Source organism: Bradyrhizobium sp. Kon69 (assembly GCF_055807515.1).
Window position 1 is genome coordinate 25,434 of record NZ_JBVVOS010000027.1, and the last position, 24,453, is coordinate 49,886.

The 24,453-nt window shown below is 64.2% G+C and carries 29 protein-coding genes and 1 pseudogene; 21 read left to right on the forward strand and 9 right to left on the reverse strand.

The window, feature by feature from the left end; all coding sequences use genetic code 11:
- Positions 1-49: 49 nt before the first annotated feature.
- Complete coding sequence (locus AC0L3U_RS29940; RefSeq protein WP_473364219.1) at positions 50-571, reverse strand: MarR family winged helix-turn-helix transcriptional regulator; 522 nt, start codon at positions 569-571, stop codon at positions 50-52.
- A 176-nt stretch (positions 572-747) separates the two neighbouring features.
- Here AC0L3U_RS29940 and AC0L3U_RS29945 point away from each other — a divergent pair, with 176 nt between their 5' ends.
- Genes AC0L3U_RS29945 through AC0L3U_RS29955 form a run of 3 tightly spaced genes read left to right on the forward strand, consistent with a single transcriptional unit; the run spans position 748 to position 4,293 of the window.
- Entirely contained in the window at positions 748-1,788 is a 1,041-nt protein-coding gene (locus AC0L3U_RS29945; protein ID WP_354103079.1) for a branched-chain amino acid ABC transporter permease, read from the forward strand.
- 7 nt (positions 1,789-1,795) lie between these two features.
- The gene (locus AC0L3U_RS29950; protein ID WP_473364220.1) at positions 1,796-3,565 is read left to right on the forward strand and encodes a branched-chain amino acid ABC transporter ATP-binding protein/permease; all 1,770 of its coding nucleotides are present in this window, start codon (positions 1,796-1,798) and stop codon (positions 3,563-3,565) included.
- Positions 3,562-4,293, forward strand: coding sequence for an ABC transporter ATP-binding protein (locus tag AC0L3U_RS29955; protein ID WP_473364221.1), 732 nt, complete (start codon positions 3,562-3,564; stop codon positions 4,291-4,293). The genes AC0L3U_RS29950 and AC0L3U_RS29955 overlap by 4 nt, the downstream gene beginning before the upstream one ends.
- A gap of 205 nt (positions 4,294-4,498) precedes the next feature.
- Here the strand turns inward: AC0L3U_RS29955 and AC0L3U_RS29960 are convergent, their stop codons facing one another.
- The gene (locus AC0L3U_RS29960; RefSeq protein WP_473364222.1) at positions 4,499-5,122 is read right to left on the reverse strand and encodes a pyridoxamine 5'-phosphate oxidase family protein; all 624 of its coding nucleotides are present in this window, start codon (positions 5,120-5,122) and stop codon (positions 4,499-4,501) included.
- Between the two features lie 120 nt (positions 5,123-5,242).
- On the opposite strand from AC0L3U_RS29960, the gene AC0L3U_RS29965 reads away from it, so the two are divergent.
- Positions 5,243-6,127: a LysR family transcriptional regulator gene (locus AC0L3U_RS29965; RefSeq protein ID WP_473364223.1), complete on the forward strand. Its 885-nt coding sequence runs from the start codon at positions 5,243-5,245 to the stop codon at positions 6,125-6,127.
- Positions 6,128-6,132: 5 nt separating this feature from the next.
- Here the strand turns inward: AC0L3U_RS29965 and AC0L3U_RS29970 are convergent, their stop codons facing one another.
- The gene (locus AC0L3U_RS29970; protein ID WP_007599679.1) at positions 6,133-6,552 is read right to left on the reverse strand and encodes a PaaI family thioesterase; all 420 of its coding nucleotides are present in this window, start codon (positions 6,550-6,552) and stop codon (positions 6,133-6,135) included.
- Positions 6,553-6,692: 140 nt separating this feature from the next.
- Positions 6,693-6,821: pseudogene (locus AC0L3U_RS29975) on the reverse strand (FAD-dependent monooxygenase); the annotation flags it as partial.
- 163 nt (positions 6,822-6,984) lie between these two features.
- Here AC0L3U_RS29975 and AC0L3U_RS29980 point away from each other — a divergent pair.
- The 11 genes from AC0L3U_RS29980 to AC0L3U_RS30030 all read left to right on the forward strand — a co-directional run bounded on the left by AC0L3U_RS29980 (position 6,985) and on the right by AC0L3U_RS30030 (position 16,456).
- Positions 6,985-8,001 carry a TRAP transporter substrate-binding protein gene (locus AC0L3U_RS29980; RefSeq protein WP_473364278.1) on the forward strand — a complete coding sequence of 339 codons (1,017 nt, stop codon included), beginning with the start codon at positions 6,985-6,987 and terminating at the stop codon, positions 7,999-8,001.
- A gap of 219 nt (positions 8,002-8,220) precedes the next feature.
- Positions 8,221-8,730: a TRAP transporter small permease gene (locus AC0L3U_RS29985; RefSeq protein ID WP_007599673.1), complete on the forward strand. Its 510-nt coding sequence runs from the start codon at positions 8,221-8,223 to the stop codon at positions 8,728-8,730.
- Between the two features lie 2 nt (positions 8,731-8,732).
- Entirely contained in the window at positions 8,733-10,052 is a 1,320-nt protein-coding gene (locus AC0L3U_RS29990; RefSeq protein WP_027515392.1) for a TRAP transporter large permease, read from the forward strand.
- 11 nt (positions 10,053-10,063) lie between these two features.
- Positions 10,064-10,525 carry a DUF3237 domain-containing protein gene (locus AC0L3U_RS29995; protein ID WP_473364224.1) on the forward strand — a complete coding sequence of 154 codons (462 nt, stop codon included), beginning with the start codon at positions 10,064-10,066 and terminating at the stop codon, positions 10,523-10,525.
- Between the two features lie 42 nt (positions 10,526-10,567).
- Positions 10,568-10,756: a type II toxin-antitoxin system HicA family toxin gene (locus AC0L3U_RS30000; protein ID WP_473364225.1), complete on the forward strand. Its 189-nt coding sequence runs from the start codon at positions 10,568-10,570 to the stop codon at positions 10,754-10,756.
- A 5-nt stretch (positions 10,757-10,761) separates the two neighbouring features.
- Complete coding sequence (locus AC0L3U_RS30005) at positions 10,762-11,160, forward strand: type II toxin-antitoxin system HicB family antitoxin (protein WP_473364226.1); 399 nt, start codon at positions 10,762-10,764, stop codon at positions 11,158-11,160.
- Between the two features lie 146 nt (positions 11,161-11,306).
- Entirely contained in the window at positions 11,307-12,116 is an 810-nt protein-coding gene (locus AC0L3U_RS30010; protein ID WP_247283469.1) for a crotonase/enoyl-CoA hydratase family protein, read from the forward strand.
- Positions 12,113-13,996, forward strand: a complete 1,884-nt coding sequence (locus AC0L3U_RS30015) for a feruloyl-CoA synthase (RefSeq protein ID WP_473364227.1) — start codon at positions 12,113-12,115, stop codon at positions 13,994-13,996. The genes AC0L3U_RS30010 and AC0L3U_RS30015 overlap by 4 nt, the downstream gene beginning before the upstream one ends.
- 26 nt (positions 13,997-14,022) lie before the next feature.
- Positions 14,023-14,784, forward strand: coding sequence for an SDR family NAD(P)-dependent oxidoreductase (locus tag AC0L3U_RS30020; RefSeq protein WP_219682940.1), 762 nt, complete (start codon positions 14,023-14,025; stop codon positions 14,782-14,784).
- Between the two features lie 10 nt (positions 14,785-14,794).
- Positions 14,795-15,226 (forward strand): acyl-CoA thioesterase, encoded by a 432-nt coding sequence (locus AC0L3U_RS30025; protein WP_473364228.1) that lies wholly within the window; start codon positions 14,795-14,797, stop codon positions 15,224-15,226.
- A 78-nt stretch (positions 15,227-15,304) separates the two neighbouring features.
- The gene (locus tag AC0L3U_RS30030) at positions 15,305-16,456 is read left to right on the forward strand and encodes an ABC transporter substrate-binding protein (RefSeq protein ID WP_473364229.1); all 1,152 of its coding nucleotides are present in this window, start codon (positions 15,305-15,307) and stop codon (positions 16,454-16,456) included.
- An 82-nt stretch (positions 16,457-16,538) separates the two neighbouring features.
- On the opposite strand, the gene AC0L3U_RS30035 is transcribed toward AC0L3U_RS30030, so the two are convergent.
- Entirely contained in the window at positions 16,539-17,267 is a 729-nt protein-coding gene (locus AC0L3U_RS30035) for a glutathione S-transferase family protein (protein WP_473364230.1), read from the reverse strand.
- 38 nt (positions 17,268-17,305) lie between these two features.
- The gene (locus tag AC0L3U_RS30040) at positions 17,306-17,611 is read right to left on the reverse strand and encodes a hypothetical protein (protein WP_473364231.1); all 306 of its coding nucleotides are present in this window, start codon (positions 17,609-17,611) and stop codon (positions 17,306-17,308) included.
- A 112-nt stretch (positions 17,612-17,723) separates the two neighbouring features.
- On the opposite strand from AC0L3U_RS30040, the gene AC0L3U_RS30045 reads away from it, so the two are divergent.
- Both AC0L3U_RS30045 and AC0L3U_RS30050 read left to right on the forward strand, forming a co-directional pair.
- Positions 17,724-18,422 carry a helix-turn-helix transcriptional regulator gene (locus AC0L3U_RS30045; protein WP_007599649.1) on the forward strand — a complete coding sequence of 233 codons (699 nt, stop codon included), beginning with the start codon at positions 17,724-17,726 and terminating at the stop codon, positions 18,420-18,422.
- A 13-nt stretch (positions 18,423-18,435) separates the two neighbouring features.
- Positions 18,436-18,759 (forward strand): YkgJ family cysteine cluster protein, encoded by a 324-nt coding sequence (locus AC0L3U_RS30050; protein WP_473364232.1) that lies wholly within the window; start codon positions 18,436-18,438, stop codon positions 18,757-18,759.
- Here the strand turns inward: AC0L3U_RS30050 and AC0L3U_RS30055 are convergent.
- Positions 18,756-19,154, reverse strand: a complete 399-nt coding sequence (locus AC0L3U_RS30055) for a hypothetical protein (protein WP_007599645.1) — start codon at positions 19,152-19,154, stop codon at positions 18,756-18,758. The genes AC0L3U_RS30050 and AC0L3U_RS30055 overlap by 4 nt on opposite strands.
- Positions 19,155-19,428: 274 nt before the next feature.
- Positions 19,429-19,776, reverse strand: a complete 348-nt coding sequence (locus tag AC0L3U_RS30060) for a DUF3307 domain-containing protein (protein WP_473364279.1) — start codon at positions 19,774-19,776, stop codon at positions 19,429-19,431.
- A gap of 401 nt (positions 19,777-20,177) precedes the next feature.
- Here AC0L3U_RS30060 and AC0L3U_RS30065 point away from each other — a divergent pair, with 401 nt between their 5' ends.
- From AC0L3U_RS30065 to AC0L3U_RS30080, 4 genes are all read left to right on the forward strand, one after another.
- The gene (locus AC0L3U_RS30065; RefSeq protein ID WP_473364233.1) at positions 20,178-21,623 is read left to right on the forward strand and encodes a TAXI family TRAP transporter solute-binding subunit; all 1,446 of its coding nucleotides are present in this window, start codon (positions 20,178-20,180) and stop codon (positions 21,621-21,623) included.
- 122 nt (positions 21,624-21,745) lie between these two features.
- Entirely contained in the window at positions 21,746-21,964 is a 219-nt protein-coding gene (locus AC0L3U_RS30070) for a hypothetical protein (protein ID WP_007605264.1), read from the forward strand.
- Positions 21,965-22,076: 112 nt separating this feature from the next.
- Complete coding sequence (locus tag AC0L3U_RS30075; RefSeq protein WP_473279429.1) at positions 22,077-23,186, forward strand: cyclic nucleotide-gated ion channel; 1,110 nt, start codon at positions 22,077-22,079, stop codon at positions 23,184-23,186.
- Positions 23,187-23,216: 30 nt separating this feature from the next.
- The gene (locus AC0L3U_RS30080; protein ID WP_473364234.1) at positions 23,217-24,002 is read left to right on the forward strand and encodes an enoyl-CoA hydratase/isomerase family protein; all 786 of its coding nucleotides are present in this window, start codon (positions 23,217-23,219) and stop codon (positions 24,000-24,002) included.
- Here AC0L3U_RS30080 and AC0L3U_RS30085 read toward each other — a convergent pair whose 3' ends face one another.
- The gene (locus AC0L3U_RS30085) at positions 24,003-24,425 is read right to left on the reverse strand and encodes a DUF6157 family protein (protein ID WP_473364235.1); all 423 of its coding nucleotides are present in this window, start codon (positions 24,423-24,425) and stop codon (positions 24,003-24,005) included. It abuts the gene before it with no gap.
- Positions 24,426-24,453 lie beyond the last annotated feature (28 nt).

The window sequence follows — 24,453 nt, forward strand, 5'->3', positions numbered from 1 at the left end:
CCGCCCGGGATGCCGGGTTCGATGCTCCGTCTTCGGAGCAATGGACCCGTCAAAACTCGTTGGCGATCTTCGAGAGCATCCCGAGCAGGGCTTCGCGGTTGGACGGCCCGAGCACCTCGTTCAGCCGCGCCTCGTGCTTGGTGGCGACGAGCTTCTTGGCGCGGGCCAGCACGGCCTTGCCCTTGTCGGTCAGCACCAGGATGTGCGAGCGGCGGTCGTTGGTGGAGCGGATCCGCGCGCAGAGATCGCGGCTCTCGAGATTGTCGAGCATGGCCACGAAATTCGGACGCAGGATGCCGAGCGTGGAGGCGATCTCGGTCTGGTTACGGCCGGGGTTTTTCTCGACCAGCAGCAGCACGGAAAACTGCGCCGGCGTGAGCTGGAGCGAGGCCATGCAGCGCAGGAAGTTCTCGAACACCTTGAGCTGTGCCCGCTTCAGGACATAGCCGAGCTGCTCCGAGAGCTCGCCGAGCTGGAGGGCTTCGCCGGGCCCTTCGGCCGCGTCCTTGCGGCCCTTGGCTGTGTCGGCGGGTTTTTCAGAGGACTTTTCAGCGCTTTTGGAAACGGTCATCGCCTCATGCTCGCAATCCCGTTAAGTTCGGGAGGATCGTTCGCCACCCTTGATGTTATATTTGATAATTGTTATGGACCATATCAAATATCGTCAGCGCTGTTCAATGGCTGTGAGCGGACCGTCCACCACAATCAGGGGACCGGTCCTGAATCTTTGAGGGGGAGCGTCCGGTCTTGAATACCACCATCATGCTGTTCCTGCTGCAGGACGGCATCACCAATGGCGCGATTTATGCGCTGCTCGGCCTGGCGCTGGTGCTGGTGTTCGCCGTCACCCGCGTCATCCTCATTCCCCAAGGCGAATTCGTCACCTATGGCGCGCTGACCTATGCCTCGCTGGCTGCGGGCCAGATGCCGGGCACGGCGAAACTCGCGCTCGCCCTCGGCATTGGCGCCTTCGCGTTCGACCTGTTCGCCGCGCGCAAGGCGCTGCACGGGCGCCTGGTGCTGCGCAGCGCCCTCACCAATATCGTGCTGCCGGCCATCGTACTGGCGCTGACTGTCTACTACGCCGCCCAGAAACCGCCTGTTGCGGTGTGCATCGCGCTGTCGCTGGTGATCGTGGCGATGATCGGCCTGTTTCTCTATCGCATCGCATTCCAGCCGCTGGCGCACACCTCGGTGCTGGTGCTGCTGATCGCCTCGGTGGGCGTCCACCTCGCGCTTCAGGGCTTGGGCCTTTTGTTCTTCGGCGCCGAAGGCCAGCGCGGACCTGCCGTGCTGTCGGGATCTTTCACCACCGGTGCGCTGCGCTTCACAGGCCAGAGCATCACGGTCTACGGCATCACCATCGCCTTCATCGTCGGGCTGTGGCTGTTCTTCGGGCTGACACTTTACGGCAAGGCGCTGCGCGCGACCGCCGTGAACCGGCTCGGTGCCCGGCTCGTCGGCATCCGCACCACGCTGTCCGGGCAGATCGCCTTCCTGCTGGCGTCCGTCATCGGCGCACTGTCGGGCATCATGATCGTACCGATCACGACGCTGTATTACGACTCGGGCTTCCTGATCGGCCTGAAGGGCTTTGTCGCCGCCATCATCGGCGGGCTTGTCAGCTATCCCCTCACCGCGGTCGCGGCGCTGGTCGTCGGCATCGTCGAGGCGTTCTCGTCCTTCTATGCCTCCAACTACAAGGAGGTGATCGTTTTCATGCTCTTGATTCCCGTGCTGCTGCTGCGCTCGCTCGCGGCGCCTGCGGTCGAGGAAGAAAAGGACTGACGCCAAGATGCAGAGCCGGCTCCCCATCCTCATCTTCGCAGCTGTCATGGCGGCGATCCCGTTTGTTCCGGGCATGCCCCCGTTCTGGATCGTGCTGCTGGACAATGTCGGCCTCACCGCCCTGGTCGCGATGGGCCTCGTGCTGCTGACCGGCGTCGGCGGCCTGACCTCGTTCGGACAGGCGGCCTTTGTCGGCTTCGGCGCCTACACCACCGCGGTGCTGTCGACGACCTACGGCATGTCGCCCTGGCTGACGCTGCCGCTGTCGCTGCTGGTCAGCGGATTGCTGGCGGTGCTGCTCGGCCTCGTCACGGTCCGTCTCTCCGGCCATTATCTGCCGCTCGGCACGCTCGCTTGGGGACTCGGCTTGTTCTATCTCTTCAGCAAGCTGGAGTTTTTGGGAAGAAACGACGGCATTTCGGCGATCCCGCCGCTGTCGATCGGCTCGTTCAAAATGCTCTCGCCCGGCTCGATCTACTACGCGATCTGGGTTGCCGTGATCCTCTCGGCGCTGCTCACGATGAACCTGCTGGACTCCCGCACCGGCCGCGCCATCCGCGCGCTCCGGCGTGGCCATGTCGCGGCCGAGGCGTTCGGCGTGCACACGCCGCGGGCCAAGATGCTGGTGTTCATCCATGCCGCCGTGCTCGCCGGTCTCTCCGGCTGGCTCTACGCCCATCTTCAACGCGCGGTGAATCCGACGCCGTTCGGCGCGCAGGCGGGCATCGAATATCTCTTCATCGCCGTGGTCGGCGGCGCCGGCTATGTCTGGGGCGGCGTCCTGGGCGCGGCGCTCGTCGTGGTCCTGAAGGAAGTGCTGCAGAGTTACTTGCCGCTGATCCTGCCCGGCTCCGGCCAGGTCGAGACCATCGTGTTCGGCATCATGCTGGTGGCGCTGCTCCAGCTCGCACCCGGCGGCGTCTGGCCCTGGCTGATGTCGTTCCTGCCCCAGCGTACCAGTGGCAAGAAGCCGGACACTTCGCTGAAACTGGAGCAGCGCACCCGCTCGCCCGGCCAATCCAGCGTCCTGCTCCAGGTCGAGAAGGCGCGGAAGCAATTCGGCGGCGTGGTCGCGGTGAACAACGTCTCCTTCGACATTCAGGCCCGCGAGATCGTCGCGCTGATCGGCCCCAACGGCGCCGGCAAGAGCACCACCTTCAACCTGATCACCGGCGTGCTGTCGGCCAGCTCGGGCTCGATCTCCGTGCTCGGCAACAAGGTGGACAGGGCGCCGCCGCAGGAGATCGTCAAGCTCGGCATCTCCCGCACCTTCCAGCACGTCAAGCTGGTGCCTGACATGACCGTGCTGGAAAACGTCGCAATCGGCGCCCATCTGCGCGGCCATTCAGGGCCGATCTCCTCGATGCTGCGGCTCGACCGCGTTGATGAGGCAAAGCTGCTCGCCGAAGCCGCCCGCCAGATCGAGCGCGTCGGACTTGGCGAGCAGATGCATCAGCTCGCAGGCTCGCTGTCGCTGGGGCAGCAACGGATCGTCGAGATCGCCCGTGCGTTGTGCGTCGATCCGATGCTGCTGCTGCTCGACGAGCCGGCCGCTGGCCTGCGCCACATGGAGAAGCAGCAGCTCGCGAGCCTGCTGCGGGAGCTGCGCGACGGCGGCATGAGCGTCTTGCTCGTCGAGCACGACATGGGCTTCGTCATGAACCTCGCCGACCGCATCGTGGTGCTCGATTTCGGTACCAAGATCGCGGAAGGAACGCCGGCCACGATCAAGACCAATCCCGAAGTGATCAAGGCCTATCTCGGAGTGGCGGCATGAGCGCGCTGTTGTCCGTCGCCGACGCCCACGTCGCCTATGGCAAGGTCGAGGCCGTGCGCTCGGTCTCGCTGGAAGTCGGCCAGAACCAGATCGTCACCATCGTCGGCGCCAACGGCGCCGGCAAGACCACGCTGCTCTCCGCCATCATGGGCATCTTGCCGCTGAAGGGGCGCGTTTCATTCGCAGGTCAGGATCTGTCGCGGCTCGACATCGAGGACCGCGTCGCCATGGGACTTGGCCTCGTTCCCGAGCACCGCGAATTGTTCGTGACCATGAATGTCGAGGACAATCTCGAGTTAGGGGCCTTCCGCATCGAGAGAAGCAAGGCGAAAGCCTCGATGGAGCGGGTCTACACGCTGTTTCCGCGGCTCAAGGAGCGGCGCAAGCAGCTCGCCGGCACGCTCTCCGGCGGCGAGCAGCAGATGCTCGCAATGGGCCGCGCACTGATGGGCGAGCCCAAGCTCCTGATGCTGGACGAGCCGAGCCTCGGCCTCGCCCCGATCATCGTCGCCGACATTTTCCGCATCGTCACCGAACTGCGCGCCGCCGGCGTCTCCGTGCTGCTGGTCGAGCAGAACGCGCAGGCCGCGCTCAAGATCGCGGATCAGGCCTATGTCATGGAGCTCGGCGAGTTCGTGCTCAGCGGCAAGGCCAGCGACATCGCAGCAAATGAGCGCGTCGCCGCCAGCTATCTCGGCTTCCAGCACGAAGGCGCGAGCGGGTTGTAAGTGCGCCGTCAACTCCTCTTCCCTTCTCCCCTTGCGGGAGAAGGTGGCGCGAAGCGCCGGATGAGGGGTATCCATCCAAACGGAAAGCGCTTCATTCGCGGAGAGAACCCCTCACCCGTCTCGTCGCTCCGCGACGAGCCACCCTCTCCCGCAAGGGGAGAGGGTACACCGCACAAGCCGCTCTAGCTTTCGTTGGCAGGTAAGCTCAACTCGCCCCCTTCTCCCCCTTCAGCGCCGCCACCTCTGCTTCCAGCTCCGCTATTTTCGCATCCCTTGCCGCCAGCGCCGCTGCCACATCGTTCGCTTCGAACTTCTGGGGGATGTGCTGCGGGCAGTTCGTGTCCCACGCTTCGATCTTGAACAGGATCACCTGCTCCGGCCGGGCGCGATAGCCTTTCGGCATCAGCGATGTCGTCAGCGCCTCGTCGTCCTCGACCACCCGCGCTTCGCCCCAGATCTTCACCCGGCGGCGATGGGCGTAGTCCATCACGAAGATGTAGGCCTTGGGATTTTCGGACAGGTTTCCCTGCGTGATATATTGCCGATTGCCGGCGTAGTCCGCGAACGCGAGCGTCTGCTTGTCCAGCACCTTCAAGAAGCCCTTCGGGCCGCCGCGATGCTGGATGTAGGGCTGACCGTCGGCCGAGGCAGTCGCGAGATAAAAGCTGTTGGCGTCGGCCAGAAACGCCGCGAGGTTCTCATCGACCTCGGTGCGCCAGCCGCGCTGCTCGGCATGGGCATAGCCTTCGCGTGATCCCTTTCGGGTCTGGATCGACTTCACCGCCGGCGTGAATGCCACGTCGCTGGCGTAGGTCTGAGTTGCCGTCATCGGACGATCTCCTGAAATCCCGGCGCATCCCTGCGTCTTCGCAATCTAAAATGGACCTTTCGCCGCCTAAAACAATCGGCCGGCTTGACACTTCATCATTGCGTTATATGCAATAATGCCATGGATCGCCTCGAAGCCATGCATGTTTTCGTCACCGTCGCCGATTTGCGCGGCTTCGCGCCGGCGGCACGAAAACTGCGGCTGTCGCCCTCCGCGGTGACGCGGCTGATCGCGGCACTGGAGGAGCATCTCGGCGCGCGGCTGTTGCAGCGGACCACCCGTCAAGTGACCCTGACCGACGTCGGCACGCGCTATCTGGAGCGTGCGCGTCGCATCCTCGCCGATGTCGAGGAGGCCGACGGCTCGGCACGGGAGGAGCGCAACCGGCCGAGCGGGCGGCTGGTGGTGTCGGCGCCGGTCGGCTTCGGTCGGCTCCATGTCGGGTCTGTCATGACCGCCTACCTCAAACGCTATCCCGAGGTCGCCTGCGAATTGCGTCTGTCGGACAACCTCGTCAATCTCGTGGAAGACGCCGTCGACGTCGCGGTGCGGATCGGCCATCTCGCCGACTCCTCGCTCGTCGCGCGCCAGGTCGGCGAGATGCGGCGGATCGTGGTGGCGACGCCGGGCTATCTGAAGCGCCATGGCGAGCCGAAGACGCCGGAGGCACTGCTTACGCATGAGACCATCGCCTTCGGTCCATCCGCGAACTGGCGCTTCGTTCAGGACGGCCGCGACATCGAGGTGGCGCCGAATCCCCGCTTCGCCAGCAACAGCGCCGACGCCGCCCTGCAATATGCCGAGGCCGGCGGCGGCGTGACCCGGGTGCTGGCCTATCAGGCCGCCGAAGGCTTGCGGCGCGGGCGGCTCAGAATCGTGTTGGCGAAATACGAGCAGCCGGCGCTGCCGATCCACATCGTCTACCCGACCTCGCGCCTGCTCTCCGCCAAGGTGCGCGCCTTCGTCGATCTCGTGGTGGAGACCGCGGAGTGGAAATTCGGGTAACGCCCTCACCCCTTCTTCGGCACGACGCGAAAGGTGCCGCTGGCACGCGCGATCACGGCGCCGTCGGCCTTGGCGAGGCACTGCGCGAAACAGATCGTGCTCCCGGTCTTGATCGCCTCACCCTCGACCGCGAGCCATTGGCCGATCTCACCGGCGCCGACATAGTCGACCGACAGCGAGATCGTGACCAACGAGGTGGTCCAGCCCGTCGCCTGCGCGCAGCTATAGCCCATGGCGGCATCGGCCAGCGCCGCGATCAGGCCGCCATGGATCAGCCCGCGCGCGTTGGTGTGCGGTGTTGCCAGCCGCAATCCCACGGTGACGCCGTTGTCGGTCTTCCTGGAGTAAAGCGGCTCCCAGGGATCGGTGAGCGGGGCTTTGCGAAAGTGCGGCTCGAAGCCGGCCGGAATGTCGGTGCTGGTCATGTCTGTCTCGCGTTGGTGGCTGCCGCCATTAGAAGCGGCGGACGTGACGGATGCACCACCTACAAAGTTTTAAACGCCATTTGCGCGGATGTTTGAAAGGAGTGGCGCCGACGCGAGCACTCGTAGCAACCATTAAAGGCTAGGCGGCCGAGCACATGGTCCGGGCTCCGCCGCTCCAGAATGACATTGTCGATGCCGTAACCGTGCAGCAGTTGCCCAAGCAACAATCCCGCCGGCCCTGCCCCGATGATTGCGACTTTTGTCCGCAATACTTGCTCCTCCCGATCCTGTAGGCTTTCGGTTGGGCAAAAAGGGAGTGCGCGGCGGCACGCCGCGCCAGTTCCGGCTTGAACGCGCCGGCCAATTAGATAACATGTTAATTAACGAGACCGGGCCATCGAAGCCCGCCGTCAAAAGAGGGAGAGACGCGTGATGAGGAAAGCCTGTCTGGCGTTGCTGCTGGCAGCAAGCGTGAGCCCTGCGCTCGCGCAGGACAAGACCTTCGATTTGAAGATCTCGCACTGGGTGCCGGCCTCGCATCCGCTGCAGAAATCGCTCGAGGACTGGGCCGCCGCGGTCGAGAAGGATTCCGGCGGCACCATCAAGGGCAAGGTGTTTCCGGCCCAGCAGATGGGCAAGGCCTTCGACCATTACGACATGGCGCGCGACGGCATCGCCGACGTCACCTATGTCAATCCCGGCTACCAGCCCGGGCGCTTCCCGATCATCGGCGCCGGCGAATTGCCGTTCCTGATCTCGGATGCCAAGGGCGGCTCGATGGGGCTCGACGCCTGGTACCGCAAATACGCCGCAAAGGAGATGAAGGACGTTAAATACTGCCTCGCCTTCGTCCACTCGCCCTCCTCGTTCCATTCCAAGACCAAGAAGATCGTGATGCCGGAGGATGTGAAGGGCCTGAAGATCCGCCCCGCCCACGCCACCATGGCGAATTTCGTCACCTCGCTCGGCGGCACCAATGTGCAGTCCTCCGCGCCTGAAGTGCGCGACATCATCGAGCGCGGCGTCGCCGACGGCGTCACCTTCCCTTGGGGCTCCCTCGTGCTGTTCGGCATCGACAAGGTGACAAAGTACGACATGGAGGCGCCGCTCTACACCACGACCTTCGTGTTCGTCATGAACAAGGACAAGTACAATGCGATGTCCGACAAGCAGAAGGCCGCAATCGACAAGAATTGCACGGTCGAGATGGCCGGTGTGGTCGGCGAGCACTGGGGCAAGTTCGAGGATGCCGGCATCGACAAGGTCAAGGCGGAGTCCAGCCACGAGGTCTACAAGCTGACGCCCGAGCAGACCGCCGCCTGGAAGAAAGCCGCCGAGCCGCTGGTGAAAACCTGGAGCGACGGCGCGAAGAAGGCCGGCGCGGATCCGGACGCGGCGCTTAGCGAGCTGAAGGCATCGCTGAAGAAGTACAACGCGCTGGCGGAGTGACGCGATGACGGGCTCTTCTTCCCCCTCTCCCCGTTCTTACGGGGAGAGGGTTGGGGTGAGGGGCCGGTTCCGCAAAAATAGTGACAAACGGACTCGCGGAGAGCCCCCCTCACCCGCCTCGCATCTTGCAATGCGACGCGGCCTCTCCCCGCGCGCGGGGAGAGGCGAAGGACCACCGCCGGAGTCGACAACGAGAATGACAATGCGCAGGACACTCCCATGAAGCGCAGCTGGATGGATCGCGTTATCGATTCGATCGAATGGATCGCCGCGGCTTTCGTCGGCATCGTCGCGCTCGACATCTTTCTGTCGGTGCTGCTGCGTAACACGCTGAATTATGCGATCCCCGATAGTTTCGACATCGGCCGCATGCTGCTCGGCATCCTCATCTTCTGGGGCATCGCCGCGACCTCCTATCGCGGCACCCACATCACGGTCGACCTGGTCTGGGGCAATGTCGGGCCGCGCTACCAGCGCTGGATCGACGTGTTCGCGACGCTGGTGCTGCTGTTCGTCGTGACGGTGCAGACCTGGACGCTGTTCGACAAAGTCCGCGGCACCTACAACGACAACGTCCAGACCTTCGACATGCACATGCCGACCTGGCCGTTCTTCGCGATCGCCTGGATCGGCGACGTCTCGGCCGTGCTGCTGATCGCGATCCGCACCTACCGGTTGATCTTCCATCCCGAAGAAATGCACGACCCCAAGCTGAAGGCGACGGAGTAATCATGAGCACCGATGCCGTCGCCGTTATCGGCTTTGTTTCCCTGTTCGCCCTGATGCTACTGCGCGTGCCCGTCGGCATGGCCATGGGCCTTGTCGGCGTTTCCGGCTTCTCCTATCTCGTCGGCGCCACGCCGGCGCTGAAGCTGGTCGGCCAGACCTCGATGCGCACGGTGACCGACTACACCTTCGGCGTCATTCCGATGTTCTTGCTGATGGGCTCCTTCGTCAGCAATTCCGGCATGAGCCGCGAGCTGTTCCGCGCCGCCAACGGCTTTGTCGGCCATTTGCGCGGCGGGCTCGGCATCGCCACCGTCGGCGCCTGCGGCGGCTTTGCCGCGATCTGCGGCTCCTCGGTCGCGACCGCAGCGACCTTCTCCGCGGTCGCGTACCCCGAGATGCGCCGCTTCGGCTATCCGCAATCGTTTGCCACCGGCGTGATCGCGGCCGGCGGCACGCTGGGCGCGATGCTGCCGCCTTCCACCGTGCTCGCCGTCTACGGCATCATCACCGAGCAGGACATTGGCAAGCTGTTCATCGCCGGCATCATCCCGGGCATCCTGGCGATGACCATGTACATGATCACGATCTTCCTGATCGGCTATTTCCGGCCGGACTTTCTGCCCAAGGGCAAGGTGCTGCCGTGGCGCGAGCGCTTCGCCGGCCTGAAGGACATCTGGGCGCCGGTGCTGCTGTTCGTGTTCGTGATCGGCGGCCTTTACGGCCTGCCCTATTTGCCGCGCTTCACGCCGACGGAAGCCGGCGGCGTCGGCGCGGCCGGGGCCTTCATCATCGGCGTGGCGACCGGCCGGCTCGACCGCGAGAAGATTCTGGCCTCGCTGCTGCAGGCGACGCGCACGGCGGCCGCCGTGTTCACCGTGCTGATCGGCGCCTTGATCTTCGGCTATTTCCTCACGGTGACGCAGACGCCGCAGAAGGTGACCGAATTCCTCACCGGTCTTGGGCTGGGCCCCTACGGCGTGCTGGCGCTGATCATGGTGATGTATCTCGTGCTCGGCTGCCTGATGGACGCCATGGCGATGATCATCCTCACCGTGCCGATCATATTCCCCGTGATCATGCATCTCGGTTTCGACCCGATCTGGTTCGGCGTCATCATCGTCATGACGGTCGAGCTCGGCCTGATCCATCCGCCGGTGGGCATGAACGTCTTTGTCATCAAGAGCGTGGTGAAGGATGTCTCCTTCTCCACCATCTTCAGGGGCGTGATCCCGTTCGTGGCGACAGACCTCGTGCGCCTGGTGATCCTGATCGCCTTCCCGTTGCTGGCCACATGGCTGCCGACGCGGATGATGGCGCATTGAGGGGTGAAGCGATGACCATGCCGGCACTGGAAACCAAATACGTCTTTACCGTCACCGCACGCATCGGCGACGTCGTCACCGCCGGCGAGACCGGCATCGGCATTCGCCGCATCATCCCGATCATCGGCGGCGAGGTGACGGGCGCGATCACCGGCAAGGTGCTGCCGTTCGGTGCCGACTTCCAGACCATCCGCCCGAATGAGCTGATTGATCTCGAGGCCAAATACGCCTTCGAGACCGATGACGGCGCCATTGTCTATGTCGAGAACAAGGGCATGCGCTTCGGCCCGGTCGAGCTGTTGCAAAAGCTCAAACGCGGCGAGCCGGTCGACCCGAAGCAGATCTATTTCCGCACCGTGCCAAAGTTCGAGACCGGGCATGAGAAATACCGCTGGCTGATGGAGCACATTTTTGTCGGGTCAGCAGCGCGGCATGCGGACCGGGTGGTGATCGATGTGCACCAGGTGATGTGAGTTCATTGACGAGCGCCGACAAAATGTGTATAAATACACATCATGGATAGCCGAGAAATTATCTCGGTGCTTCAAAGAGATGGCTGGGTCCAAGTGGCTCAGAAGGGCAGCCACGTCCAGTTCAAGCACCCGGCGAAGCAGGGCCGCGTCACGGTCCCTCATCCGAAGCGGGACGTCCCTCTCGGAACGCTGAAGAGTATTGAAAAGCAATCCGGCCTGAAGCTGAGGTAAGCGCCATGCGTCATTACATTGGTCTTATCCATAAGGACGCCGACAGCGATTTCGGCGTGTCGTTTCCCGATCTGCCGGGCCTCATCACCGCAGGGACTACGCTCGACGAAGCGCGTGACATGGCTGAGGAAGCGCTGGCGTTTCACCTCGAAGGGATGGCGGAGGACGGCGAACCGATCCCGGAGCCTTCCTCACTCGAAGATATCATGTCCAAGCCCGAGAGCCGCTCGGGCGTCGCCATTCTGGTCTCGATGAAGGACGATCTGCCGAAGGTCGTGCGCGTCAATGTCACCTTGCCGGGTGATGTCCTGGAGCAAATTGACAAATACGCCGAGGCCCACGGCTACACACGATCCGGCCTGCTTGCTCAGGCCGCGAAGAAGCTGATGACCGACGCAGCCTGAGGCGCTCCACGTATTGCGCCGAATGCGGCGCCCAATGCGCTGACGTTTTCCCGTTTCGAAGGAGGCTTCGAAGCGCAACGGCGGACCTCCCTTGTTGACTCCCCCTCAATTCGTTATACAACATAACTATTCTGACAAGGACGCAAATGACACAGGGAAACGCCGAGACCGCCGACGCGGGCGCCTCCGGGCTTTTGAGGATCGAGCGGGCGGACCGGGTTTTGACCGTCGGCCTGAATCGGCCGGCCAAGCGCAATGCGCTCAATGACGGCATCATCCTGGAGATCGGCGAGTGTTTTGCGTCCCTGCCCGAGGATATCGGCGCGGTCGTCATCCACGGCATCGGCGACCATTTTTCCAGCGGTCTCGATCTCTCCGAACTGACCGACCATGACGCCACCGGCGGCCTTCTCCATTCCCAGATGTGGCACCGGGTGTTCGACCGCATCCAGTACAGCCGCGTGCCCGTGATCGCCGCGCTGAGGGGCGCCGTGATCGGCGGCGGGCTGGAGCTCGCCTGTGCGGCGCATATCCGCGTCGCCGAACCCTCGACCTATTTCGCGCTGCCGGAGGGGCAACGCGGCATCTTCGTCGGTGGCGGCGGTTCGGTGCGCCTGCCGCGGCTGATCGGCGTCGCCAGGATGATGGACATGATGCTGACCGGCCGCGTCTATTCCGCGACCGAAGGCACCTCCTACGGCTTTGCGCAATATGTCACGGAAGCCGGCAACGGGCTCGGCAAGGCGATGGAGCTTGCGACCAAGGTCGCCTCCAACGCGCCGCTGACCAACTTCGCCGTGCTCCAGGCCCTGCCGATGATCGCGGAGGCCAATCCGCAGACTGGCCTGTTGATGGAATCGCTGATGGCGACGGTGGCGCAGAGCGACAAAGAGGCAAAGCGCAGGATCCGCGAGTTCCTCGAACACAAGACCGCAAAGGTGAAGCCGAAATCATGAGCGCGCAGCCGTCCTCTTCCAGCATGGAGCGCGGCGCGAGCACTTCCCCGCTGCGGCCCATTTCGTTCGGCGATCCCGTCGTCAACATCGAGCGGCGCGACGACGGCACGATTTATCTGCGGCCAAAACAGCCGCTCGGCGATTATCCGGCCCGCATCACCGACCGCCTGCATCACTGGGCGAGCGCGACGCCGGATCGCGTCTTCATGGCCGAGCGCGAAGGTGGCCGCGGCTGGCGCAAGATCAGCTACGCCGAGCTGCTCGCCGCGAGCCGGCACATCGCCTCAGGACTCATTGCGCGCGGGTTGTCGGCGGAACGGCCGGTCGTCATCCTCTCCGGCAATTCGATCGACCATGCATTGCTGGCGTTCGGAGCGTTCCATGCCGGCATTCCGTTCTGCCCGGTGTCGCCGGCCTATTCGCTGGTGTCGAAGGATTACGGCAAGCTTTCCTACCTGATGAAGCTGCTGACGCCCGGCCTCGTCTTTGCCGAGGACGCCGAAAAGTTCGCCGACGCGCTCGCGGCCAACGTCTCGCTCGGCACCGAGATCGCCGCGTCCTACGGTCGCGTGCCGGGCCGCGACGTCACCTCGCTCGCCGACCTCATGGCAACCCCGATCCGCGCCGATCTGGACGAGGTCCACGGCAAGATCGGTCCCGACACCATCGCGAAGTTCCTGCTGACCTCGGGCTCGACCGGCAACCCCAAGGCGGTCATCAACACCCAGCGCATGATCTGCGCCAACCAGGTGATGCTGCGCGAGACGCTCGCCTTCCTCAAGGACGAGCCGCCCGTCATCATCGACTGGCTGCCCTGGAATCACACTTTTGGCGGCAACCACAATATCGGGCTGACGCTCTACAATGGCGGCTCGATGTATCTCGATGCCGGCAAGCCGGTGCCTGGAGGCATCGAGGAAACCGTGCGCAATCTCCAGGAGATATCGCCGACGGTCTATTTCAACGTCCCCAAGGGCTACGAGTCGCTGCTGCCTTATCTGCGCGACGACCAGGGCCTGCGCGCAAAATTCTTCGACCGGCTGCACGCGATGTTCTTCTCGGGCGCGGCGCTGTCACCGTTCGTCTGGAACAGCCTCGACGAGCTCGCGGTGAAGGAAAAAGGCTACCGCGTACCGATGCTGACCGGCCTTGGTGCAACCGAGACCGCGCCGTTCTTCATGTCGGTCAACCCGCGCACCAGCCGCTCCGGCCATGTCGGGCTTCCCGTATCCGGCAACGACGCCAAGCTGGTGCCGAACAACGGCAAGATGGAAGTTCGTTGCAAGGGGCCGAACGTGATGCCCGGCTACTGGCGCCAGCCCGACATCACCGCAAGTTCGTTCGACGAAGAAGGCTTCTACAAGCTCGGCGATGCACTCAAGCCTGTCGATCCCGAGGATTTCAATGCCGGCTTCGATTTCGACGGCCGCATCGGTGAGGATTTCAAGCTCGGCAGCGGCACCTGGGTCAGCGTCGGCCCGTTGCGCGCGCGCTTCGTTGCGGCCTGCGCACCGCTGGTGCGCGACGTCGTCATCGCCGGCATCAACCGTGACGAGGTCTCCGCGCTCGTCGTGCTCGATCTCGACGGCTGCCGGCTGATCAACCCGACGCTGCCGACCGACGATCTCGTCGTCGCGACCCGCGACCGGCTGGTGCGCGAGGCATTTCGCGAACGGCTGACCCGCTTTCTCGGCGCGGCCACCGGCTCCTCGACGCGGATCACGCGCGCGATCCTCATGGACACGCCGCTCTCGATCGACAAGGGCGAGGTCACCGACAAGGGCTCGATCAACCAGCGCGCGGTGCTCGAGCATCGCAGCCTGCTGATCGAGGAGCTCTACGCTGCCAATCCATCGGACCGTGTGATATCGGTCGGCTAAGAAAACATCGCCACAGGGAGAACGCCATGTTGTTGAAGGACCAGGCTGTCATCGTCACCGGCGGCGCATCGGGACTGGGCGCGGCGACCGCGCGTAAGCTGGCGGCGCAGGGCGCCCGGGTCGCGGTGTGCGATCTCAATGCCAAGCTCGCCGAAACTGTCGCCGCCGAGATCAAGGGCGTCGCGGTGACCTGCGACGTCTCCGATGCCGCCTCCGCCGAAGCTGCGATCGCGCAGGCGACCAAGGCCCATGGACCCGCGCGCGTGCTGGTCAATTGCGCCGGCATCGGCGTTGCCAAGCGCGTCGTCGGCCGCGACGGCCCGATGGCGCTCGCCGATTTCGACAAGGTGATCAAGGTCAATTTGATCGGCACCTTCAACATGCTCCGCCTTGCCGCGAACGAGATGTCCAAGCTCGAGCCGCAGGCCACCGGCGAGCGCGGCGTCATCATCAACACGGCGTCCGTTGCCGCCTATGACGGCCAGATCGGGCAATCGGCCTATTCGGCCTCCAAGGGCGGCATCGTCGGCATGACGCTGCCGATCGCGCGCGAGCTGGCGCAGTTCGGCGTCCGCGTGCTGACGATCGCGCCCGGCCTGTTCCTCACGCCGCTGCTCGCCAACCTGCCGCAGGAAGCCCAGGACTCGCTCGCCGCCGCGATCCCGTTCCCGCGCCGGCTCGGCCACGCCGACGAGTTCGCGGCGCTCGCCCTGCACATGGTCGAGAATTCCTACCTCAACGGCGAAGTGGTGCGCCTCGACGGCTCGCTGCGCATGGCGCCGAAATAGGGCGCGGCATATGTTCGTGAACCGGCGCGACGTCCAGATCCAGTGGGGTGACTGCGACCCCGCCAACATCGTCTATTACCCGCGCTATTTCGCGATGTTCGACGATTCGACGTCGACCCTGTTCGAAGTCGCCGGCTTCTCCAAGCAGGACCTGGTCAAGAAATACGGCCTGGTGGGCATTCCCATGGTCGACACGCGCGCCAAGTTCTACATCCCCTCGACTTACGGCGACTGGATCACCATCGAAACGAAGGTCGAGAGCATCAAGCGCTCGAGCTTCGAGGTGAAGCACAACGTCTACAAGGGCGAGGCGCTGGCGATCGAGGGTTTCGAGACCCGCGTCCTGGTCGGCCGCGACCCCGTTAACCCCGACAAACTGAAATCGGCACCGTTTCCTGCGGAAATGGTAGCCAAATTCACGGGGAGCGAGGCCCGGAGCTAAATCGCCACATCACCAAAAGAGGGGGCTGAATTACCCCCCGATTTCTGCTTTCAAAGAAACACATAAAGGGAGGAATAGATGAAACGCTTTTACCTGACCGCCGCCGTCACCGCGGCCGCGCTTGCGCTGCCAGCCGCGCCCGCGCTGGCCCAGACCGCCGAGGTCACCATCGGCATCACCACCACCACGACCGGCCCGGGCGCAGCGCTGGGCATTCCCGAGCGCAATGCGCTTGAGTTCGTGCCAAAGGAGATCGGCGGCGTGCCGCTGAAGGTGATCGTGCTCGACGACGGCGGCGATCCCACCACCGCGACCACCAACGCCCGCCGCTTCGTGACCGAATCCAAGGCCGACATCATCATGGGCTCGGCGCTGACGCCGCCGACCATCGCGGTGTCGAACGTCGCCAACGAAGCCGGCATTCCGCATTTCGGCCTGGCGCCGTTCCCGATCACGCCGGAGCGCATGAAGTGGTCGGTGGCGATGCCGCAGCCGATCCCGATCGTGGGCAAGGTGCTGTACGACCACATGAAGGCCAAGGGCGTGAAGACCGTCGGCTATATCGGCTATTCCGACTCCTATGGCGACCTCTGGTTCAACGATTTGAAGGCGCAGGCCGTGCCGATGGGCATAACCATCGCCGACGAGGAGCGCTTCGCTCGCCCTGACACGTCGGTGACCGGACAGGTGCTGAAGCTCGTGGCTGCGAATCCCGACGCCATTCTGGTCGGCGCTTCCGGCACCGCGGCCGCGCTGCCGCAGACCGAGCTGCGCGAGCGTGGCTATCAGGGCCTGATCTACCAGACCCATGGTGCCGCCAGCATGGACTTCATCCGCATCGCCGGCAAAGCAGCGGAAGGCGTGCTGATGGCCTCTGGTCCCGTCATGGATCCCGAGGACCAGCCGGACGAAGCCGCCACCAAGAAGCCGGGCCTCGCGCTCAACTCGGCCTATGAAGCCAAGTACGGCCCGAACAGCCGTAGCCAGTTCGCCGGTCACTCTTACGATGCGTTCGAGATTCTCAAGCGCATCATCCCGGCTGCATTGAAGACGGCCAAGCCCGGCACGCCGGAATTCCGCGAAGCGATCCGCCAGGCGCTGCTGTCGGAGAAGGAGCTTGCGGCGAGCCAGGGTGTCTACAATTTCACCGAGAAGGACCGCTACGGCCTCGACGAGCGCTCGCGCATCCTGCTCACGGTGAAGAACGGCAAGTACTCGCTGGTGAAGTAGACGCGGCGGCAGGATTGAGACGACGAGAGCCGGCCCGATGGGCCGGCTCTTTTGTTTTCGCTTCAAGACGGCTTGATGAGCACTACGCTGCCTGCCGCAGCGGGGTCCAGGCGAACTCCGGATAGTAAATGTCCATCATCCGGTCGACATAAGCGGTGAGGTTCGGAAATCCTTCGGCGCGACGGCGCAGGGCGGATTCGAAGAATGGCGTCAGGATCCCGGCGAGTGCACCGAAGGCGGTGGCATCGACGCCGCAGGGCTTGTTGCCCATCAGATAGGACTTGTCGCCGAGCTGCACCGAGAGCGCAAACAGCGAGCGCACGGCGAGATCGACGTCGTCATCGGGCGCGTGCCGTCCGAGCCCGGAAAGCAAATAGTTCTCGGCGACACGGAATTGCGCGTCCTCGCGCAACTTCTCGCGATTGTGCTCCGGCGCGCCGTCGAAGAAATGCGCAGGCCCCTTGGCGAAGTTGACCGGATCGACCCAGCGCGCCCCGACCAGCGCAAAATAAACGTGATGCTCGATCATGCGCTCGAATGCCCAAGCCTGTGCGCGCTCGGCAAGCGACAGCCCGGCGTCGAAATCGAAGCCGTAGCGGCGCTCGATATGGGCGCGGATGAAGGTGGAATCGGCCACCGCCTCGCCGCCATCGTCGATGAAAGGCAGCTGCCCCTTGGGAGAGGCGGGTGGCATCGCCCGCTCCTTCCGGTAGGGCAATCCCGCCATCTTGAGCTGCACCTCCGTCTTGGTGACGAAGGGGCTGATCTCCGGCAGGCCGAAGCCGGTGCCAAAGCCGTAAAGCGTGATCATGAAGGCTCTCCTGAAACCACCGAAAGAGTTGAGGGAACTTAACCGCGGGCTGCTGCCACCATGGTGGCAGCAGCAGTGATATCTTCTGCGAAACGGGCCCCTCGCCAGGCGCGGGCCATGACATGACGGACCAGCGCGTCCGCGGCCTGGACCAGGAAGCGAGCCACCATTGTCGCGAGCGCAAGGCGGAGGTCGACGACCATGAGATCAAGGGATACGAGGCGGCCGAACACCCATGCGTACCAAGCTCGGACCTGCAATGGCGGGAGTCGCAAAGACTGGACCTTTAGAGGCTGGGTCCGCCACAGCGCAGCGGCCGGGCCAAAATGAGTTGGGATGATCATGGACAAATCCTCTTCAGTCGACGTGTTGTCCCGGTATAGAACTCCCCTGCTGCCAACATCCTGTCAGCAGCCGCGCGCCACCATCTGAAAAACCACCGACAAGAGACCCGTCATGAGACGCGCCGACCGGCTGTTTCAAATCATCCAGGTGCTGAGGCGCACGCGTAAGCCGTTGACGGCGGACGCGATCGCGGCCGAGCTCGAGACCTCGAAGCGCACGATCTATCGCGACATCGCCACGCTGATCGGCCAGCGCGTGCCGATCCGCGGTGAAGCCGGCATGGGCTACATCCTGGAAAAGGGTTTTGACCTGCCGCCTTTGATGCTGACACCCGACGAGATCGAGGCGGCGGTGCTGGGCGCGCAATGGGTCGCCGGCCATGCCGATCCCGCGCTGGCGCGCGCGGCTGAAGATCTGATGGCCAAGATCGCCGACACCGTCCCCGAGCGCCTGCGTCCCTTCGTGCTGGAGCCGGCAAGCCGGGCCCGGCCGAGCTGGAACAGGGAGCCGGACCGCCTGGACATGGCACGCACGCGCACCCAGATCCACGAAGGCAAGAAGATCATGCTGCGCTATCGCGACGAGCAGGGCCGCGCCAGCGAGCGCATGATCTGGCCGATTTCGATCGGCTATCTCGAAGCCGTGCGCCTGCTCGCAGCCTGGTGCGAGCTGCGCGGCGACTTCCGCAGCTTCCGCACCGACCGCGTGGTGGATGCGAGCTATCCCGACGAGAGATATCCGGAAAGGCGCGACGTGCTGCGCGCGAAATGGCGGCAGAGCCTGGTCTGGGGCCCGCCCAAGGATACGTGAAGGATACGTGACGATGGACGAGAACGCCCCCATCGACCTGTCGAGCTGCTGCCAGAGTTGCGGCGCCTGCTGCGGCTATTCGGCGAACTGGCCGCGCTTCTCGATCGAGAGCGACGAGGAGCTCGCCGCGATTCCCGAAGCGCTCGTCAACGACCGTCAATGCGGCATGCGCTGCGAAGGCGATCGCTGTTCGGCGTTGCAGGGAGAGATCGGACAAGCGACCGCGTGCGGCATCTACGCAGTGCGACCGGAGGTGTGCCGCACATGCATGCCGGGCGATGCCGAATGCGCGATGGCGCGACGGAAATTCGGGCTGCCAATTATCGCGAGCGTTTAGGCCGGGACGGCTTCGCTAATCTCGTCGTCGATCTCGTCGTCCAGCGGCGCGAGCACCGAGAGTGGCTTGGTCGACAGCGTGATCGGTTTGCGCCCACCGGACAGCGACGGCGAGGATTTCGCCGCGCCTTCGCGCGCAAGCGCGTAGAGCGTCGAACCGACACGGCCGCCGTTCTCGATCAGGTCGCGCTCGTTGCAGCTGCCGGCGATCGCGACCGCCAGCGAATGCAGATGGCTGCGGCGATAGCAGAACAGCGCCAGCCTGGCGCGCGCGTCAGGGGAAACACTTTCAACCAGCCTCGGCAGGCCACTCTCGCTGGCGCGGTACATCTCGCCAAGGAGTTCGTCGCGGACCGGGCACGAATCGCCTTCAAAGGTATCGCGGCTTGAAAACATTGCAGTTCTCCCTCGTCTGGGAAGATGCAGTGCAATTCTCTAATAAAAGGTTAACCACGCTGCCCGGTAGTCACCCGGGGTCCTTGCGCCCTCGCCGCGAATCAATGGGCTGGAAAGGGTTTTCTCTGTGGCCATCCTTCGAGACGCCCGCCTTGCGGGCCCTCAGGATGAGGTCTGCTTCTGCTGAAAGATTCTCAGCCCTCGTGGTGAGGAGGCGCGAAGCGCCGTCTCGAACCATGCAGGCCCGACAGCCACTCCAGACGGCCGCCAGCCCTCAGTTCGCCGCCATGAAGATGGAGAGGCCGAAGCCGGTCACATGGTGCAGGGCCTGGTCGACACCGATCAGGGTCCAGAACCAGGGATGCGCAAGATCGACACCGAAATTGGCCGAGACGAGGCCCTTGGCGCGGTCGATCGTGATGTGGATCACGAAGTCGATCAGCGCTACAAACCAGAATTTCGGCGCCACGATCAGGATCAGCGGCAGCGCAACCGCAAGGTGAACCAGGCAGTGCACCAGGAGCGGCAGGGCCCAGCCGTGCTTCTGGTCCTTGCCATGCGCCATCCAGGCGGTCTGGAGGACGAAATCGGCGATGACGTGCTTGAACGTCAGCAGCAACATCCAACCAATGAGGGCTTCGACCGGAACCGCCGATGACAGGGGTGGAAACGACAAGGCGCCCTCGTTGACGTGACAAGAAGAATTGGAGCGTTCAGCGCAATCTCTTCCTGGACCGGTCAAATCGCCGGGACTTGCGATTTATGACACCTCCCGCGGCGGAATGCAGCCGGGGGGAACCGGAAAATCGCCAACTGTGGCTAACTGGTGATAGGATGACCAATCGCCGCGGCCGGGTTGAGTAAGGTTACCTTCGGCTCGGAATTTGCTTTCCGCGGCCTGCGCGCTATCATTGCCGGCAGAGAATATCGTTCTTTTTTCAGACGTTTACGAATTACAGGGCGACCGCAGCGATCGCATCCGCGAGCCGCCCGCCACCGGAAGCATAAGGCCAGAGTGCTGCCATGAGTACTGAGGGCCCGACCTCATCGCCGATCGAGCCACCACCCCGGCGACCCAAGGTGATCAAGACCAATCAGCAGCAGGTCTTCCTCTACGTCGTGCTGACCCTGCTGTTGTCGCTTGCCACTGTCTGGGGCGGCCGCATGCTTGTGCACAATTCGGAGACGCTGACCTTTGCGGTCGGTGCCGCCAACAGCGACGAGGCGCTGTTCGCAGCCAAGCTCGCTAGCGTCCTGAAGAACAACGCCTCGCGCTTCCGGATCAAGATCGTCAACAACGCCGACAACGTCAAGGCGATCGCCCAGTTCGATCGCAAGCAGGCCGACCTCGCGGTGCTGCGCACCGACGCCAAGGTGCCGCTGCGGGCGCGCACGCTCGCGATCCTCGAGCACGATCTCGTGCTGCTGCTCGGGCCGGGAAACAAGAAGATCAAGTCGCTCGCCGAGCTGAAGAAGAAGAAGGTCGCCGTCCTCGCCGACAACGACTCATCGCTCGCCTTCGTCCGCGGCATCCTCGACATTCCCGACGGCGCGGACGCGGCGAAGATCCAGATGGCGCCGCCGGGCGCAACGCTCGACAAGCTGTTCGCGCCGGCAAGCGGCTTTGGCGCGGTCGTCGCCATCGTCCACGCCTCGAGGGCGGTGCGGGACAAGGCGTATGAGCAGGTCGCCAGGCGCGGCGGCTTCACGCTGAACGCGATCGACGAGGCGAAAGCGCTGGCGCGCAGGATCCCCGGCATTTCCAGCGAGACGCTGACGGCGGGCACGCTGTCTGCATCGCCGGAAATTCCCGACGACGATCTCGACACGATCGGGCTCGAATGGTTGCTGGTCGCCCAATCCAGGATGTCGCCGTCGGCGGCCGGGGAGCTCGCGCGCACCGTCTACGAGAACAAGTCCGCGCTCGGGCTCGACGGCGGCTTTGCCAGCAGAATAGAGCCCGCCTCCGTCGAGAAGGACGCCTTCGTGATCGCGCATCAAGGGGCGGCCGACTACATCAACGACGACACCAAGTCGTTCATGGATAAGTACAGCGACCTGATGTATCTGGGCGCTGCCGCGCTCAGCGTCATCGGCTCGATCTTCGCCGCGATCTACGCCAAGATCACCCGGATCGCGCCGGAGAAGGCCAGCGAGCTTTCCACCGCCATCCTCGACATCGGCGAGCGGATCGAACACGCGCATTCGCTCGACCAGCTCGAATGTCTCCAGGACGAGCTGGAAGGCATCTTGCGCGGCGCGGTCATCGGCTTGCGAGACGGCACGATCAGTACCGACGGGCTCGACACCTTCAAGCTCGGCTACGAATTCGTCCGCGACGAGATCGGCATGCGCCGCGACTACCTCAAGCGCCATGCGGGCGAGGGCGAGAAGGCCGCTCAGGATGCTGCCCCTCCCCACCACGACGAGAGCAATGTCGTGGTGGTGAAGACAGCTCAGAGTGCCTGACCTATCGATTTGAGGATCTGCGACGACGCCTTGCCGGCACGTCCGCGAACGACCGGGGACCCTAGTGCGGGAACCGTCCCCGTCTACAACCGTTTGTTCTCGGATCAACCGGAGACCGCGCCATGCGTGCACTCCTCATCATCTTCCTGCTGGGAATGTTGGCCGCGGTTGGCTATTTCGCTTACTCCGCGATGGCGGTCGAGGGCGAGCCGATCCCGACGGAGGGCTATGTGGCGCTGGCGCTGGGGGCCGGGTTTTCCGTTCTCGTCGGCATCGGCTTGATGGTGCTGCTATTCTTCAGCAGCCGTCGCGGCTACGACGAACCGCCGCATTTCAAGTAACGGCACGTGGCCCGCGGCCGCGCCCGTCGTTGACGGCCTCGACCCGGGCAGGCACTTTGGCACCGAGGTTCCAGCCGGGGACCGCAAAGACAAAACCGAGCCGCCTTCCCGCATGTCCAAGCCGCTGATCTCCGCTCTGGCCCAGTTCGCGGCCGCCACGGCCGGCCGCAACATGACCAGGGCGGCCTATGTGGCCGTCGCCGTCGGCGTGCTCGCCATGGTGCTGCTGACGGTCAACCCGGCCTATGAGACGGCGCATCGCTGGGTCGATGCCCTGCTTTGGGCCTGCCTCGTCTACTTCGTTTTCGAATGGGTGGTCCGGCTGCGCCATATGGCGCGACAGGGGCGCCTCGCACTCTACATGTCCTCCTCCGCCGGGCTGGTCGACGCGGTCGGTGCGTTGGCCGTGCCGGCCGCGCTGATTCTCGGGATCGAGCCCAGGACGGCGTGGCTGCTCAGCGTGCTCTGGGTTCTGAAGGTGGTACCGGGCATTCCCGGCCTGCGGCAGCTCCGCCGCGTGCTGGTGCTCGAATCGGGGCCGCTGCTCAGCGTGCTCGTGATCTTCCTGATGGTGGTCTTCCTGGCCTCGGTCGCCGAATATTTCCTGGAGCGGGACGTGCAGCCGCAGACGTTCGGCAGCGTGCCGGCCGCGCTGTGGTGGGCCGTCGCAACCCTGACGACGACGGGCTATGGCGACGTCGTGCCGGTGACGCCGCTCGGCCGCATGGTGGCCGCGCTGGTGATGATCTCCGGCCTCGGCGTGTTCGGCCTCTGGACGGGTATTTTGGCGACCGGCTTTGCCGCGGAGACCCGGCGCGACAATTTCCTCAAGACCTGGGAATCCGTCAGCAAGGTGCCGTTCTTCGCGGCGCTTGGACCGGCCGCCATCGCCGACGTCACCCACATGCTGCGCACCATGGAGCTGCCGGCGCGCACCATGATCATCCGCAAGGGTACGCAGGGCGATTGCATGTATTTCATCGCCGCCGGCGAGGTCGAGGTCGACCTGCCCGGCAAGAAGGTGCAGCTCGGCGACGGCGCGTTCTTCGGCGAGATGGCCTTGCTCGGCAACAATTTGCGCGGCGCCAATGTCTCGACCACCAAGGTGTCGCGGCTTCTTGTGCTCGACCTCGTCGACTTCCGCGTGCTGATGGCACGGCATCCCGATCTCGCCGAGACCATCGATGCCGAGGCGAAGCGGCGCACGCTCGAAAACAAATAGATGGCGACAAGCAAATAAATGGAGATAAGAATGTCGGACATCACCGACGCAGCCACTGGCCCGGTGCTCGAACTGATTGGCGCGCGCGCCACCATCCGCCTCAACCGGCCCAAACATCTCAACCGGCTCCAGGCCGAGGATCTCGGCGAGCTGGTCAAACTGTTCGACCGGGTCGAGGCCGATCCTGCTATCCGCGTGCTGGTGCTGACCGGCACGGGGCGCGCCTTCTCCGCGGGCTATGACCTCAACTCGGTTGCCGAGCGCGCGGTCAGTGCGAGCGAGCAGCAGAGCGCGGGCTCCGCCTTCGAGGTGGTCGTCAATCGGCTGGAGGATCTCGGCGTCCCCACGATCTGCCGGCTCAACGGCGGCGTCTATGGCGGCTCGACCGACCTCGCGCTCGCCTGCGACTTCCGCATCGGCGTCGATACCGCGGAGATGTTCATGCCCGCGGCACGGCTCGGGCTGCATTACTACAGCAGCGGCATCAAGCGTTACGTGACGCGGCTCGGCGTCGACAATGCGAAGAAGCTGTTCCTGACCGCGCAAAAGATCAGCGCGCCGGAGATGCTGCGGATCGGCTATCTCACCGATATGGTGGCGGTCGAGTTTCTGGACGAGGAGGTCGATAGGCTCGCCAACATCCTCGCCGGCAACGCGCCGCAGGCGATGCGCGGCATGAAGCGCGCCATCAACGAATTCGCCCGCGGCGAACTCGACCAGCAAGCCGCCGACCAGCGTCACCGCGACAGCATGCGCGGCGACGAAATCAAGGAAGGCATCAAGGCGTTCGCGGAGAAGCGGCCGCCAAAATTCTGATCACGCCCGCTTCGACCGCATCGCCCTCACCTGCGTAAGCTTGGGATCGCGGGCAAGCGCCTGGTAGCGTGTGCTCTCGATGGGATAGATCGCGATCCGGCCCTTGCTATCGGCATGAACGCCCCAGCCGAAGCGCTTGCCCAGGCTTGATGCCCTCATGCACGCCTGCCCTCGGGAGAAGAACGCTTCACGGGCCGCCAGCTTCTCCGTTTCCGTCGCCTTCACGGCGAGTTCGCGTCCTGGCGCAGACGTCGCGAAGATCACGTCGTCGGACGTGTATTTGTAAGGCGCCTTCGCGATCATCTCGTATTGCAGGCACGCCACCGTCGGCTTTCCCGCGCGCAGCGGCGGCTCTTCGCCTGTGCGCGCAGGACAATCTTCAGCAACCTGGATGAAGGTGTTGAAGCAGTTGGTCGTGTGCATCGGCTTCGTCCATCTTCAACCTTGGATC

What these genes read in the sequence shown, in the direction of transcription:
- AC0L3U_RS29940 (WP_473364219.1), bottom strand. Translation starts at nt 571, where the DNA reads ATGACCGTTTCCAAAAGCGCTGAAAAGTCCTCTGAAAAACCCGCCGAC.
- AC0L3U_RS29950 (WP_473364220.1), top strand. Translation starts at nt 1,796, where the DNA reads ATGCAGAGCCGGCTCCCCATCCTCATCTTCGCAGCTGTCATGGCGGCG.
- AC0L3U_RS29955 (WP_473364221.1), top strand. Translation starts at nt 3,562, where the DNA reads ATGAGCGCGCTGTTGTCCGTCGCCGACGCCCACGTCGCCTATGGCAAG.
- AC0L3U_RS29960 (WP_473364222.1), bottom strand. Translation starts at nt 5,122, where the DNA reads ATGACGGCAACTCAGACCTACGCCAGCGACGTGGCATTCACGCCGGCG.
- AC0L3U_RS29965 (WP_473364223.1), top strand. Translation starts at nt 5,243, where the DNA reads ATGGATCGCCTCGAAGCCATGCATGTTTTCGTCACCGTCGCCGATTTG.
- AC0L3U_RS29970 (WP_007599679.1), bottom strand. Translation starts at nt 6,552, where the DNA reads ATGACCAGCACCGACATTCCGGCCGGCTTCGAGCCGCACTTTCGCAAA.
- AC0L3U_RS29980 (WP_473364278.1), top strand. Translation starts at nt 6,985, where the DNA reads ATGAGGAAAGCCTGTCTGGCGTTGCTGCTGGCAGCAAGCGTGAGCCCT.
- AC0L3U_RS29985 (WP_007599673.1), top strand. Translation starts at nt 8,221, where the DNA reads ATGAAGCGCAGCTGGATGGATCGCGTTATCGATTCGATCGAATGGATC.
- AC0L3U_RS29990 (WP_027515392.1), top strand. Translation starts at nt 8,733, where the DNA reads ATGAGCACCGATGCCGTCGCCGTTATCGGCTTTGTTTCCCTGTTCGCC.
- AC0L3U_RS29995 (WP_473364224.1), top strand. Translation starts at nt 10,064, where the DNA reads ATGACCATGCCGGCACTGGAAACCAAATACGTCTTTACCGTCACCGCA.
- AC0L3U_RS30000 (WP_473364225.1), top strand. Translation starts at nt 10,568, where the DNA reads ATGGATAGCCGAGAAATTATCTCGGTGCTTCAAAGAGATGGCTGGGTC.
- AC0L3U_RS30005 (WP_473364226.1), top strand. Translation starts at nt 10,762, where the DNA reads ATGCGTCATTACATTGGTCTTATCCATAAGGACGCCGACAGCGATTTC.
- AC0L3U_RS30010 (WP_247283469.1), top strand. Translation starts at nt 11,307, where the DNA reads ATGACACAGGGAAACGCCGAGACCGCCGACGCGGGCGCCTCCGGGCTT.
- AC0L3U_RS30015 (WP_473364227.1), top strand. Translation starts at nt 12,113, where the DNA reads ATGAGCGCGCAGCCGTCCTCTTCCAGCATGGAGCGCGGCGCGAGCACT.
- AC0L3U_RS30020 (WP_219682940.1), top strand. Translation starts at nt 14,023, where the DNA reads ATGTTGTTGAAGGACCAGGCTGTCATCGTCACCGGCGGCGCATCGGGA.
- AC0L3U_RS30025 (WP_473364228.1), top strand. Translation starts at nt 14,795, where the DNA reads ATGTTCGTGAACCGGCGCGACGTCCAGATCCAGTGGGGTGACTGCGAC.
- AC0L3U_RS30030 (WP_473364229.1), top strand. Translation starts at nt 15,305, where the DNA reads ATGAAACGCTTTTACCTGACCGCCGCCGTCACCGCGGCCGCGCTTGCG.
- AC0L3U_RS30035 (WP_473364230.1), bottom strand. Translation starts at nt 17,267, where the DNA reads ATGATCACGCTTTACGGCTTTGGCACCGGCTTCGGCCTGCCGGAGATC.
- AC0L3U_RS30040 (WP_473364231.1), bottom strand. Translation starts at nt 17,611, where the DNA reads ATGATCATCCCAACTCATTTTGGCCCGGCCGCTGCGCTGTGGCGGACC.
- AC0L3U_RS30045 (WP_007599649.1), top strand. Translation starts at nt 17,724, where the DNA reads ATGAGACGCGCCGACCGGCTGTTTCAAATCATCCAGGTGCTGAGGCGC.
- AC0L3U_RS30050 (WP_473364232.1), top strand. Translation starts at nt 18,436, where the DNA reads ATGGACGAGAACGCCCCCATCGACCTGTCGAGCTGCTGCCAGAGTTGC.
- AC0L3U_RS30055 (WP_007599645.1), bottom strand. Translation starts at nt 19,154, where the DNA reads ATGTTTTCAAGCCGCGATACCTTTGAAGGCGATTCGTGCCCGGTCCGC.
- AC0L3U_RS30060 (WP_473364279.1), bottom strand. Translation starts at nt 19,776, where the DNA reads ATGTTGCTGCTGACGTTCAAGCACGTCATCGCCGATTTCGTCCTCCAG.
- AC0L3U_RS30065 (WP_473364233.1), top strand. Translation starts at nt 20,178, where the DNA reads ATGAGTACTGAGGGCCCGACCTCATCGCCGATCGAGCCACCACCCCGG.
- AC0L3U_RS30070 (WP_007605264.1), top strand. Translation starts at nt 21,746, where the DNA reads ATGCGTGCACTCCTCATCATCTTCCTGCTGGGAATGTTGGCCGCGGTT.
- AC0L3U_RS30075 (WP_473279429.1), top strand. Translation starts at nt 22,077, where the DNA reads ATGTCCAAGCCGCTGATCTCCGCTCTGGCCCAGTTCGCGGCCGCCACG.
- AC0L3U_RS30080 (WP_473364234.1), top strand. Translation starts at nt 23,217, where the DNA reads ATGTCGGACATCACCGACGCAGCCACTGGCCCGGTGCTCGAACTGATT.
- AC0L3U_RS30085 (WP_473364235.1), bottom strand. Translation starts at nt 24,425, where the DNA reads ATGCACACGACCAACTGCTTCAACACCTTCATCCAGGTTGCTGAAGAT.